This is a genomic window from Polynucleobacter sp. JS-JIR-II-b4 (genome assembly GCF_018687815.1).
Taxonomy (GTDB): Bacteria; Pseudomonadota; Gammaproteobacteria; order Burkholderiales; family Burkholderiaceae; genus Polynucleobacter.
In genome coordinates this window covers 389,743-402,690 of the sequence record NZ_CP061306.1, presented here as the reverse complement: position 1 = coordinate 402,690, position 12,948 = coordinate 389,743, and the positions used below count along the sequence as shown (strand labels likewise).

At 45.2% G+C, this 12,948-nt stretch carries 11 protein-coding genes; 1 reads left to right on the top strand and 10 read right to left on the bottom strand.

Annotation, left to right across the window (positions count from 1 at the left end):
• Positions 1-21: 21 nt before the first annotated feature.
• The 5 genes from ICV90_RS02040 to ICV90_RS02020 form a co-directional block, all read right to left on the bottom strand.
• Positions 22-1,950 (bottom strand): ATP-binding cassette domain-containing protein, encoded by a 1,929-nt coding sequence (locus ICV90_RS02040; RefSeq protein WP_215360301.1) that lies wholly within the window; start codon positions 1,948-1,950, stop codon positions 22-24.
• A 2-nt stretch (positions 1,951-1,952) separates the two neighbouring features.
• On the bottom strand, positions 1,953-2,831 hold the full coding sequence (locus tag ICV90_RS02035; RefSeq protein ID WP_215359283.1) for a branched-chain amino acid ABC transporter permease: 879 nt from the start codon (positions 2,829-2,831) through the stop codon (positions 1,953-1,955).
• A gap of 141 nt (positions 2,832-2,972) precedes the next feature.
• Positions 2,973-4,157: an ABC transporter substrate-binding protein gene (locus tag ICV90_RS02030; RefSeq protein ID WP_215359281.1), complete on the bottom strand. Its 1,185-nt coding sequence runs from the start codon at positions 4,155-4,157 to the stop codon at positions 2,973-2,975.
• Positions 4,158-4,292: 135 nt separating this feature from the next.
• On the bottom strand, positions 4,293-5,210 hold the full coding sequence (locus ICV90_RS02025) for an EamA family transporter (protein WP_215359279.1): 918 nt from the start codon (positions 5,208-5,210) through the stop codon (positions 4,293-4,295).
• Complete coding sequence (locus tag ICV90_RS02020) at positions 5,203-6,828, bottom strand: GMC family oxidoreductase (protein ID WP_215359277.1); 1,626 nt, start codon at positions 6,826-6,828, stop codon at positions 5,203-5,205. The genes ICV90_RS02025 and ICV90_RS02020 overlap by 8 nt, the downstream gene beginning before the upstream one ends.
• A 128-nt stretch (positions 6,829-6,956) precedes the next feature.
• On the opposite strand from ICV90_RS02020, the gene yjgA reads away from it, so the two are divergent.
• On the top strand, positions 6,957-7,484 hold the full coding sequence (gene yjgA, locus ICV90_RS02015) for a ribosome biogenesis factor YjgA (protein WP_215359275.1): 528 nt from the start codon (positions 6,957-6,959) through the stop codon (positions 7,482-7,484).
• Here yjgA and ICV90_RS02010 read toward each other — a convergent pair.
• The 5 genes from ICV90_RS02010 to ICV90_RS01990 form a co-directional block, all read right to left on the bottom strand.
• Complete coding sequence (locus ICV90_RS02010) at positions 7,481-8,569, bottom strand: acyltransferase (RefSeq protein WP_215359273.1); 1,089 nt, start codon at positions 8,567-8,569, stop codon at positions 7,481-7,483. The two genes, yjgA and ICV90_RS02010, sit on opposite strands and share 4 nt — an antisense overlap.
• A 40-nt stretch (positions 8,570-8,609) precedes the next feature.
• The gene (locus tag ICV90_RS02005; RefSeq protein ID WP_215359271.1) at positions 8,610-9,209 is read right to left on the bottom strand and encodes a c-type cytochrome; all 600 of its coding nucleotides are present in this window, start codon (positions 9,207-9,209) and stop codon (positions 8,610-8,612) included.
• On the bottom strand, positions 9,206-10,441 hold the full coding sequence (locus ICV90_RS02000; RefSeq protein ID WP_251367763.1) for a sorbosone dehydrogenase family protein: 1,236 nt from the start codon (positions 10,439-10,441) through the stop codon (positions 9,206-9,208). Before ICV90_RS02000 ends, ICV90_RS02005 begins: the two co-directional genes overlap by 4 nt.
• A 108-nt stretch (positions 10,442-10,549) precedes the next feature.
• Positions 10,550-12,664: a TonB-dependent receptor gene (locus ICV90_RS01995; RefSeq protein ID WP_215359269.1), complete on the bottom strand. Its 2,115-nt coding sequence runs from the start codon at positions 12,662-12,664 to the stop codon at positions 10,550-10,552.
• Positions 12,665-12,730: 66 nt separating this feature from the next.
• Complete coding sequence (locus ICV90_RS01990; protein WP_215359267.1) at positions 12,731-12,907, bottom strand: hypothetical protein; 177 nt, start codon at positions 12,905-12,907, stop codon at positions 12,731-12,733.
• Positions 12,908-12,948: the final 41 nt, after the last annotated feature.

The window sequence follows — 12,948 nt, the reverse complement described above, 5'->3', positions numbered from 1 at the left end:
CGATTCAATATGTTCTAGTGATTAAGTACCCAAGTAGGCATGAATCACCTTCTCGTCTGCCTGAACTTCAGCTGGTTTACCTTCTGCAATCTTCTGACCAAAGTCCAATACAGAAACGGTATCGCAAACTGACATCACCACATCCATATGATGCTCAATCAGGATGAAGGTAATACCGCTATCGCGGATCTTACGAATAATGCGCAAGAGCTCTTTAATATCAGGAGCTGTCAAACCTGCAGCTGGCTCATCCAAGAGGAGCAACTCAGGATCTAACGCCAAGGCACGGGCAATCTCGAGTAAACGCTGTTTGCCGTAAGGCAAGTTACGCGCCTCTTCATTCGCCAAATCATCCAAGCCAACGAACTTGAGCAATGCCATCGCACGAGCGTGCGCTTCAGCCTCTTCCTTCTTGTAACGCGGTAGATGCAAAGCAATCTCAACCATGTTTGATTTAAAAGTGTGATGCAAGCCAACTAAAATGTTTTGGATAGCAGTCATCTCACCGAAGAGCTGAACGTTTTGGAAAGTACGTGCGATACCTGATAGTGCGATGTCAGAAGAAGTCTTACCAACAACACTTTCGCCAGAGTAAAGAACGTTACCAGCCGTAGGTACGTAAATACCAGTCAATACGTTCATCATCGTGCTCTTACCAGATCCATTAGGACCGATCAGACCATGAATAGTGCCGCGCTTGATGCTGAGATCAACATTGTTCAATGCCTTTAAGCCACCGAACTGCATTAATACAGAGTCGACTTTCAGGAGCTCAGCGCCCGTATTTTGATTAGCAACGGTACTAATGAAGCTAATGGAATCATCCACCACTTCAGCGTCACCGCCACGAGTAGTTTTTGCTTTGCCAACAATAGATTGATAGAAGCTCTTCGCAAAACCAACGATACCGTTTTGCAAGTAGTACACCACCAACAAAATCATAAAGCCAAAAATACTGAGGCGCCAATCAGAGATGCTATTCAACCAGAATGAAAATGCTGCCAAACCGACTACACCAGCAATCGGAACAGCTACACGCCTTGGAGTAGTTACCTGTTTAGACAAAGCCATACCAGCACCTACCACCACCACAACAGCAATAATCGAGGCAACGATGCGGAATAGATTGATATCGTCCAAGAGTTTTGGCAACAAAACGATGATGGCAGCACCAAGCAATGCACCCAAGCGAGACTTACGTCCGCCCATGATGATGCCGAGTAAGAAGAGAACAGCCAATTCATTGTTATAAGTGTTTGGTGAAATGTATTGCTCTGAATAGGCATATAGGCAACCAGCCAAACCAGCAAAGCCAGCGCTAATCACAAATGCGATCACCTTAAAGCGATATACAGATACCCCCATACAGTCACAAGCAATTGGGCTATCACGCAATGCTTCGAATGCTCGGCCAATTTGGGACTTCACAAAACGATCGACTACGATCAGAGAAATGATCAAAACTGCGGAAACTAACCAGAAGAATTCGGCCTTAGTCATTGGAATACCCATTAACTCTGGCTTTGGAATCTTGATGCCCAAAGGACCTTCGGTTAACCAAGTCATCTCATTGATTAGAATCTGCGCAATCGTACCGAACGCCAAGGTCACCATCGCCAAATAAGGGCCAATGACTTTCAAGGCTGGTAGCGCTAGGATTCCACCGAAGATTGCGGTAACAATAATGGCGGCTGGGATATTGACCCAGATTGGCATGCCAAAGTGGAAATACAAAACACCAGCGGTATACGATCCAATTCCGAATAAGGCTGCATGCCCCAATGAAACTTGACCAACATAACCTACAACGATATCCAAACCATATAACAAAATGGTGTAGATCAGAATTGTTTCAACTAAGTGAATGTAGTAAGGGTTATGAACAAAGAGGGGCAAACAAATCAGGCCCGCAATCGCAATCAATATAGGTACTAGAGACTTCAATTTCATCATTAAACTTTCTTAATCGCAGATTTGCCGAAGAGACCAGATGGTTTGTACGCCAACACGAGCAATAACAAAATCAAACCAGGCACATCTTTGTAACCAGTAGAGATATAAAAACCAGTTGCTGTTTCTACGATTCCGAGAATCAAGCCACCAACAATAATGCCAAGGCCGCTAGATAAGCCGCCAATAATCGCTACAGCAAAAGCCTTCAAACCTAACGCACCACCCATGGTTGCGCCAGTCAAAGTTAACGGCGCAATCAATACGCCTGCAAACGCTGCAGTTAAAGAAGAAAGTGCATAGGAGAAGGTAATTACTACGCTGGTATTAATACCCATCAAGCCAGCAGCATCACGGTCGTTTGCTGTAGCAACAACCGCCTTACCGTAAATAGTTTTGCGGTTAAAGAACTCCACCAACAACATCATCACTAACGCACCAACGACAACCAAGATTTCCATTGGGAGAATATTTGCGCCCAAGAAACTCATTGGCTCCATTGGTAGTGGCGATGGAAATGGCAATGCATCACGACCCCAAATATTTTCAGCCACGTTCTTGAAAATAATACCGAGCGCGATAGTAGACATAATCCAACCAAACTCAGATTTAATCTTGATTGCAGGACGCACACCGATCAGCTCAACAAAGCTACCTTGAATCATTCCGAATAAGCAAACGACTGGAATCATCACCCAGTAGTTCATGCCAAAGGTATCTACGCAAGTTAAACCTACAAGAGCACCTAACATCAGCGCCTCACCCTGACCGAAGTTCAAGGTGCCAGATGTGGCAAATGTGAGCTGAAAGCCGAAAGCGATGACCGCGTAGATCATCCCCACCGCTATGCCGCTCGAGAGGATTTGTGCAAACATGTCCATGTTATTGGCCTAAATATTCTAAAAACTGTTTTATTAACGAATCCGACATTGTAAGCAAAACGCCGCTTGTAGGCGGCGTTTTGCTTTATCTAATGCTGCAGTGCAAAATAATTATTTAGATTACCTGCCCTAGAGCTTAAATTACTTCTTTTTCGCTGTTGCGTCTTCAGCATTCAAGAACTGGACGCGACCGCTTTCAACTACGCCCATAACCACGTCTTTTGCCTTAATAGCATCATGGTCAGTTGCAGTAAATGGCTTGTTGTAAGTAATCACAACGCCTTCAACTGGAGTCTTGAGATCTTGCAATGCTGCCAAAATCTTTGGTCCCTCTGTGCTGTTTGCCTGCTTGATAGCGGCAGCCAACAAATAAACAGAGTCATACCCTTGGGCAGCAGAAACTGGGGAAGCAATGATGCCATTCTTAGGTTTGAAGTCTTTCAAGTAAGCCTCAACGAAAGCTTTGCGCTTTGGAGTTGTTGCAGGCTGTTGAATGAAAGTTTCTGGCATTGTTGCGCCATCACCATTTTTACCGGCTGTATCAATAAAGCTAGCCATAGATAATGTCCAGCTACCGATCATTGGTTTTTTCCAACCCAACTTCGCCATACCGTTAGCAATTTGTGCCAACTCTGGTCCAATTGCGTATGTCAAAACAACATCAGCACCAGCATTTTTTGCTTTGAGCAACTGTGAAGTCATATCGACGTCACCAATATTGAACTTTTCAGTTGCAACTGGAGTTACGCCGTAACCTTTCAATGCCTTCTCTAAGTCCTCGCGGCCTAACTGGCCGTAGTTTGTTGAGTCAGCCAAAATTGCCACTTTTTTCAAGCCGCGCTTCTCAACCGCTTCTTTAGCGATCATTGGTGCTTGAATATTGTCAGCTGCAGCATTACGGAAAACATAGTTTTCAGCAGCATTTGGAAACTGATGAGTAATCAATGTACCTGTTGCAACGTTGTTGAATACTGGAATCTTTGCTTCTTGATAAAATCGTTGTGAAGCCAATGCAACACCGGTATTGATGTAACCCAAAGTAGCAACTACTTTCTCGTTGTTAATCAATTCTTGTGCAATTTGAACACCACGCTCGTTTTTCGCTTCATCATCGCGCTCAACCAAAACGATTTTGTTGCCGTTGATACCACCAGCAGCATTAATTTCTTTTGCAGCAAGGCGAACACCGTCACGCATACTGACACCCATTGAGGATGAACCACCAGTAAACGGACCTGCAACACCAAGTTTGATATCGGCAGCATAAGCGCCGGTTGTAAGCATTGCAGCAGCGGCTACTGCAAAAATGTGATGACGAATGTTCATAAAGTCTCCATGACTAAAAATTGCTAATTAATAAATACTTTTTTATAGGTAAAACCGAAACGAACAGTTATCTTACTGTTAATACAAAGGCAAAAAAAGGGCTTTGTATTAGGGTTTTACATTAGCTCTAGAGGCTTATAAAAATTGCCGTTTCAGGCTGCGTTCAATGTTTGGCCAAAAAAGGTTGATGATTAGCCCAACGATCACCAAGCCTGCTGCCAGGATCTTCCAGAGAGGCAAAGACTCCCCCAGGAAATAGGCTGCTGCCCCCATGCCAAAAACAGGCACCAGCAAAGGCGCAGGTGCCACCACTGCCGCTGGATGCTTGGAAAGAAGCCAGGCCCAAGCCGAATAACCAAAGATGGTGTTTCCCCAAGACTGCCAAAGAACACCAGCCCATGCCCCTACTGGTGCTGAGGTTAAAGAAGTGCTCATATGCTCCCACCCGCCCTCAAAAAGGAAGGAAATTGCAAATAAGGGAGGAATCGCAAAAGCGCTCGCCCAAACCACGTAGGCCAGCATATTGATGGAACCTGCCCTTCGACTAACCGTATTGGCAACCCCCCAAGAAAAGCCAGTGAATACCACCAAGGCAAGACCCAAGAAGGTGGTTGTGGCATCTGTGTGCAGCGCAATAATTCCCAAACCAGTCATAGCAACTAATACCGCCAGCATTTGGTAAGTACGCAAACGCTCTTTGGCAAAAAACATTGCAAAGCCGATAGTAAAAAATACCTGAGTTTGGATCACCAGAGAAGCTAGGCCCGGGGAGATTCGGCCATCGATCGCAAAGTACAGAACTCCGAACTGTCCCACACCTACTGCCAAACCATAAATACAAAGATTGACCCAAGATGTTTTGGGTCTTGGCACAAAGAAGACCAACGGAAGAAATGCAAAGGTATACCTCAGTGCAGCGAACAAAAATGGTGGAAAAGCTGCGAGTGACAATTTAATGACTACAAAGTTCGTGCCCCATACCGCCACAATAGCCAACGCTAGCAATAAATGACTAGCGGGTAATGAATAGCTTTTCTGTGAAGTCTTAGGCACGCGTCAGTAATTCTGCGACACGCTGCGCAATCATCATCGTAGGTGCGGCGGTATTACCCGAGGTAATTGTTGGCATGGCTGAAGCATCCACTACGCGTAGATGATGAATGCCCCTCACGCGTAATTCTGAGTCAAGCACTGCCATGGAGTCGTCATCACGACCCATTTTGCAAGTGCCAACTGGATGAAAGATGGTGGTTCCTATATCACCAGCCGCTTTGATTAATTGCGCATCAGTTTGATATTGCGCACCAGGCTTATATTCTTCTGGCGTGTATGGTCCCAACGCAGCCTGTTCCACAATCTTGCGAGTAAGGCGCAAAGATTCTGCTGCTACCTTACGGTCTTCCTCTGTTGATAAATAATTGGGGCTAATTACTGGTGGCGCTTCTGGGTTAATTGAGTTGATGTGCACACTACCGCGCGAAGTCGGACGCAAGTTACAGACACTCGCAGTAAATGCATTAAACGAATGCAAGTCTTCACCAAACTTTTCCAATGACAAAGGTTGCACGTGATATTCCACATTGGCGCGCTTTTGTTCTGGCGAACTATAAGCAAATGCACCGAGCTGGGATGGTGCCATCGACATTGGTCCGGAGCGCTTGAGTACATACTCCAAGCCAATCATCATCTTGCCCCATAGCGTATTGGCTTTGGTATTTAAGGTCTTAATCCCATTCACTTTGTAAACCATGCGTAACTGAAGATGGTCTTGGAGATTCTCACCAACTCCAGGGAGATCAGCAATGACGGGGATACCCAATTGCTTTAAATGTGCAGACGCGCCAACACCGGAGCGCTCTAGAATTTGCACGCTACCAATTGCACCAGCACTGAGCAATACTTCACCACCCTGCTCGATTGCACAGAGAGCCTCAGTGGCAATCCCATTCTTTAAATACTCAACCCCAAGACAATTTTTAGTAACAGGATCAATTTTGAGTTTAGTCACTATGGCTTCAGTAATAACAGTGAGATTACTGCGCTTGGCAGCATCTCTTAAAAAAGCCTTGGAAGTATTTAAGCGCCAACCAGCGCGCTGACTCACGTCAAAGTAGCCTACGCCAAAGTTATCGCCACGATTGAAGTCTTCCGAGGCTGGAATGCCCGCCTGAACTGCAGCATCCTTAAATCGATCCATGATGGGCCAACGTAAGCGCTGCTTAGAAACAGTCCACTCACCACTTTTGCCATGCCACTCATTTGCAGCGCTGTGGTAATCCTCAAAGGATTTGTAGCGCTTCAGTGCGTTTTCCCAAGACCAAGACTCATCGCCAGTTGCTTGCACCCAAGACTCATAATCACCCGCCTGGCCGCGCATATAAATCATGCCATTAATAGATGAGCATCCACCTAAAACGCGCCCGCGGGGATACAACAACGAGCGACCATTCAAACCTTTTTCAGCAGCTGTTTTAAAGCGCCAATCTGCCCTTGGGTTATCAATGCAATACAAATACCCCACTGGAATATGAATCCAGATGTAGTTATCGTTTTTGCCAGCCTCAATCAACAAGACCTTCTTGTTGGGATTTTCAGTTAAACGCTTAGCCAACATGCAGCCAGCACTGCCTGCCCCAATAATGATGTAGTCGTAAGTATTTGCTTGAGTCATGTTGTATGCGTCTAATAAGGCGTTATTCAATGGTTCGCAGGATTCCTCGCCCTGAGCGCCTATTATTTACCAATCTTGCAAATTAGGCATCCCTATAGGCGCTGCAAATAGCAGTCTAAAATGAGGGTATGCATATTAATGAGAAAAATCGCACTCCCAAGCTAGTTGAGGCTGATGAAGGGCCCAGCAAGTCTGAGCTAAAGCGCCAAATGACAGAGCGCCAGAAATTGGCGGAAGTTTTGGCTGCCCTGAGTAGCGACGCCTTAAAGAGCATCCCCTTGGATGAGGCAATTAAAACCGCTATTGCCGAGACAAATAAGATTAAGAGTTTTGAGGCGATTCGTCGTCATAAGCAATATCTTGGCAAACTCATGCGTTTTTTGGATGATGAAGAATTAGATGCGATTCAGAAACGTTTGGATGCGATTCAGGGTGTTAGTAAAGCTGAGACCGCTAAGTTACATTTTTTAGAGAGCTATCGCGATAGACTCATTGCAAACGATGAAGCCTTCACCAAGATGATTGAACAATATCCCGATATGGATATTCAGAATATGCGCACTTTAATTCGCAATGCGCGTCGTGAGAAAGAACTAAACAAGCCACCTAAGGCCTACCGCGAAATTTTCCGCGTTCTTAAAGATATGGGTCTTTAAAGTCTAATCTTGCGGGCTGGTACTTCCACCCAGCGATAAAGATAGGTTGCTGCTAACCAACTAGCTACTACAGCAACCAACATCAAAGCAAGCGCCATGACACCATCATGAGGGCGACTCATTCCCCAGGCGATATATAGCGTATTTGCCAGTAATACAAACGAGAAATGAACCAAGAAAGCACAGTACGATCTTCTGCTTCCCCAGAGAATGACATTTACTAGCTTATGTTTTCTAGACTGATGTTGAGGACGCTTCTGATCTTGCTTCTGATCTTTGTAAGCCGAGTCCCCCCATAGGATAAGGGCAATGGCCACTATGTAGGCCAATATATTTCTGAGCCAAAATTGGTGAAAGCTTGAAACAACGATAACTACACCAATCCCTACAAACATCATTTTGGCAAATCGATTTACTTTAGGGTCAGGATAGTTTTTACAAAGCTGTGCCAGTACCCCAAGTCCATAAGCTCCCATAAAGTAAATGAAATAGTTTTCATAAGCACCAGAGCGATTAAAAAATAGTAAGGATGCTACGCAGAGCACCAACAGAATCCATATCAGGGAACGAAAACTGGAGAACATGCTCAACATGATTGCCAGAATGGCATAAAGCTGCCAATCAATTGCCACATACCAAACGCCAGCAGAAATCGAATCTAAACCTAAGATCCCTTGTAGAAAAAATAAATGGGCTAAGAACTGCCCCAGTGTTTCTGATTCACCAACAAATTCATCTTGAACCCAAAAGCGCGCAATCCAGGCACACAAAATCGTTAGAATCAGCGCTACTACATAGGGTGCAAACAATCGCAGGTAACGATTAAAGATTACCTTCAACACATTGCGGACATTCTTCAGGTCAGTGGAACGAGTCAATGATTGGGCTGCCAAATAGCCGCCCATCACTAAAAAGATTTGCACTGCGTACCGACCATACTCAAATAACCAAGTCATTGCCACCGGGAGTAGCAGCCGTGCATCTTCTGCAATTTGCCCATAACTCGAGAAATGATGCAGGATGATGATTAAGGCTGCGAAGGTCTTTAAAAAATCGACGAGAAGAAAATGGTTTTTGGACTGCAATGAGAATATTGAGTAAAGAGTTGATTAGGGATTGCTAGAACTACTTCAAAGAAGCAGCATATGCAGCCAAGGCATCAATATCATCATCGCTGAGGCCACGTGCCGCACTTCCCATTGTGCCATCCATATCAATTCGCACACCAGATCGAATATTCTTCAGTTGAGTAACGAGGTATTCCTTGGATTGCCCAGCCAATCGTGCAATGTGTTTCTGACCCTGAAACTGCGGACCATGACAGGAGTTGCAATACTGGGTACTAGAGATTTGTTGCCCTTTGGCAATTTGATCGGCGTTACCTGATTTTGCAGGCGGCGCAGGCAAGCTAGCATAGTAAGCAGCAATATCGCGCATGTCCTGGTCGCTTAAGCCGGCCGCAAGCGCTGCCATTGCCCCACCATTACGCTGCTGCCCCCTAAACTGAATCAGTTGATACGTTATTGAGAGGGGCGGTTGTGCAGCAAGATTCGGAATCTCTGGAGAGATGCCAATGCCATTTTCACCATGACAAGCAAAGCAGCTTTGTGCTTTGACTTTACCTGCAGCAGCATCAGGTGGCGCAGCAGATGCATTCAACGACAGAAAAGAGAGATTAAAAAAGGCCACCACGAGGATGGCCTTAGTGCTAATTACGAATTTCATTTGCCGTATGACACGCGGAAGATTGCACCAGTCTCATCATCCGATACCAGCATCGATCCGTCTTTAAGCATTTGTACATCTACTGGACGACCCCAGAAATTTTCACCCTCAAGCCAACCGGTAATGAATGGCTCTAGCTTGACTGGTTTGTTCTTGCCATCCAAAACTACGCGTACCACTTGATAGCCGGATTTCTTCGTTTTATTCCAAGAGCCATGCTCAGCAATAAAGATGTTGCCTTTGTATTCTGCTGGGAACATATTGCCGTTATAAAAACGCATACCCAAAGCAGCAACGTGAGCACCTAGTTTCATTTCTGGCTTATCAAACTCATCGCATGAACGGCCCTTACCGAACTCAGGATCCAAGAAGTCGCCTTGATGGCAGAACGGATAGCCGAAGTTCATCCCTTTATGAGCCAATCGATTTAAGGTGTCGTTTGGTAGGCTCTCATCTACCCAATCACGGCCATTATTGGTAAACCAAAGCTCTTTCGTACCCTTTTGGAAATCCATGCCAACGCTATTACGAACACCAGTAGCCACGTATTCCAAAATATTAGTTTTTAAGTTCAAGCGTACTATCGCAGCATGAGTAGATGGCGGTACAACAATATTAGCTGGTGTACCGATCTGGAAATACAAATACTGTCCGTCAGGGCTTAATGTCATGAACTTCCAACCATGCGGCTCGTCTTTAGGGAGTGCATCGAATACCACCACTGGTGCCGGTGGATTATCTAAGTTCTTTTCAATATTGTCATAGCGAATAATGCGTGAGAGTTCAGCAACATAAAGCGAGCCATTCACAAATGCAACGCCATTAGGACGATGCAAGCCTTTGGCAATTGTCTTCACTTCGCGTTTGCCATCTTTTGTCACTACCGCATAGACATTTCCAGTAAAGCGAGTGCCCACATAAACAGTGCCACTTGGAGACTCAGTCATGGAGCGGCCATTAGGCATGCCCGATGCCCACAGCTCTACCTTAAAGCCCGCAGGAACTTTGAGCTTGCTAACAGGGATCTCATCCGCAGGCATCGCAGAGATACCAGGAGGATTAGGCGCCAATGAAGGATTCATACCATCAGCCGTTCTACCTTGGGCCCAGGTTGGCGGAATACCGCTAGCTGGTGGAGCGGCCGGAGCCTGCGCGCCCGCAATGCTAACAACTGCCAAACCGGCAGCAAGCATTAATGCGTGAAGAGCGCTGTTCTTTGTGCTGTACTTCATTCTGAATCTCCCATGATTTTGTTTATTTTTTGGATAAAGCAATGCTATAGCATTTTTGTGTATCTAATTTAACCCATTCAATCTACTGCAGCGCAACAAAATAACAACTTAAAACTGAAGTCGAGCACCCACAGTAATTGCTTGCGGCATACCCGCCTGATAGGCTGATGCTTGAGAGGCGATATTAAATGTCACGTACTGCCGATTAAATAAGTTAACCACTGAAGCATAAACAGAGGCCTGCTGTGTTACTTGATAGTTGGCTCTCATACCTACAACCGCATAAGCAGGTACCGGCAGTGAGCCCGTAGACATCCAAGAATTACCGACATATCGAACTGTTGTGGTGAGGCTGGCTTGCGGAACTGGGTAATAAGTAATGCCAGCATTAGCCATATTTTTTGGAACACCGCCAACCTGGGTATTAATAGGGTCAGTTGTAGCACTCCAAGTCAGGATGGTGTTGGTGTAGCTATAACCACCATCCAAAGCCCACTGCGCATTTACATCGTGGTGATACTGCAGCTCAATACCACGACTTAATAAATTTTGCTGGTTTGTGTAGTAGCTGACGTTTGTGAAGCCACCCGTACTCGCACTACAACCCGAAATACCTACCGCTGCACATAGACCAGTTGCAAAAGCTACATTTGCATTGGTGATCTTATAACTGGCAATTGCATTTTGAATGTAGTTATTAAAAGCAGTTAATTGCGCAAAGCCACTCTTCCATCGATAGTCCGTTCCAACTTCATAACCCGTCATCGTTTCAGGCGTTAAATTCGGATTTGCTAACGAATAGCCGCTCACAGAGTTACCATAACTGCGTAGAGTGTTATTCATACTGGGCGCATGGAAGGCTTGATAAGCAGCGCCGCGCAAATCCCAATTTGACGTTGCCTTGTAGAGTAAGCCCAAAGATGGACTCAATTGCGTTTTACTCTGGTTAGGTATAGCTTGGTACAAAGGGTTTACGCCATTGGCGCCAGTGTTGTATGAGGTTGGGGTTTGGCTGTTCCAAGCATCCACGCGCGCACCTAGAGTTGCCTCAAGAGGAATTGCACTTGCACTGGATTTAATCTGGCCCAATAATCCATAAAAGTTTTGCTGACCCTGAGCATAACTTACAGAGTTCACAGCACCCGATGAAGCAAGATTATTCGTCTGATTGGATGCGGAAATATTTCTGGCATCAAGCCCTACGATGTATTGGTCTATTCCAGCAAAATTTAGATCATGCGTATATTGCGCTGATGCACCTACCGTGGAATAAGGATCCGTGTAATTAGCATTGATGTATGGTTTATATGATGGCGCCGCTAAATTGTTGGCAGTTTGCTTATAGAAATTAGTTGCTTGGTAGTAAACATTGACCTGCACTTTTTTATTGACATCCAGATTAGTAGTAGAGCCTCCCGCTACATCTGCCATCTGAATCAAATTAGGGGCAATCGCATAGTTATTACTTAAATCTGCCATCGTGCTATAGCCTAATCTCAAAAAGGCATTCGTATCTTGAGTGGGTTTGAAGTAATTTTGCAACCGGATATTCGAATTCTTGACGGCATCTGTACCCATACCATTTTTAATATTACCTGGCGATCCCGGTGAAATCGTGGCGTAATTCTGAAAACCTTCGCTCGAGAAGTAGTCTGCCGAGAAACGCATCTGCATGGCATCCGAAACAATTAAATCTTTTGATGCTGCAACATTGCCGGTGGCAAATGATCCGTAGCTAGCAGATACATCTTGGGAGCTATTTTTGGGTGTCTTAGTATTAATATTAATGACACCGCCCATGCCATAGTTACCCCACAAACTAGAAACGCCACCACGCACAAATTCCACAGATTCAATTGAGGACATGGGAACTAAATTCCATTGAACCGTTCCATAAAAGGCATCATTCGCAGGCAGGCCATCTATTAAGACAAGAGTGCGACCGTAACCCAAGCCGCGCACATTAATACTCTGCCCTGTTGGATCTTTTTGATAGTAGGGCACATCATTTAGAAAAACTCCAGGGACATTCTTAAGTACTTGGTCAATTGTTTGGTCAGGAGAGGCCTCTAAAACCTCCTTAGTCAGGATGGTAGTATTTAAGGACATCTGATCAAGCGGAGTACCTGAACGCGTTGCATTGACAACAACATCACTGAGCTTTTGATCGTAATCCGGAGGTGGCGCAACTTGTGCAATCGCCCCATACTGCGGAACGAGCAAAATAAGCGTCAAAAGACAAAAACTGGAGAGTGTCCCTTGACGCATTTCAGATAACTAAGCAGGCAACTACTTAGACTTAGTCTTGCCCATCAGAGAAGCTAGCAAGGGATTGGCGCTTGCTAGTTCTTTTTTGGATTTTGCCTTCTCATCTGCACCCAACTTAGGATTCTTAGCAGCGTTTTTCATTCCCTGCGCAGTTTTCAAAGCCAAGTTTTTATAGAGATCTGTTTTTTTCATTGTCATGATGAAGGTCTCCTGTTCTTGATCAAATTACTTGCTTGGTT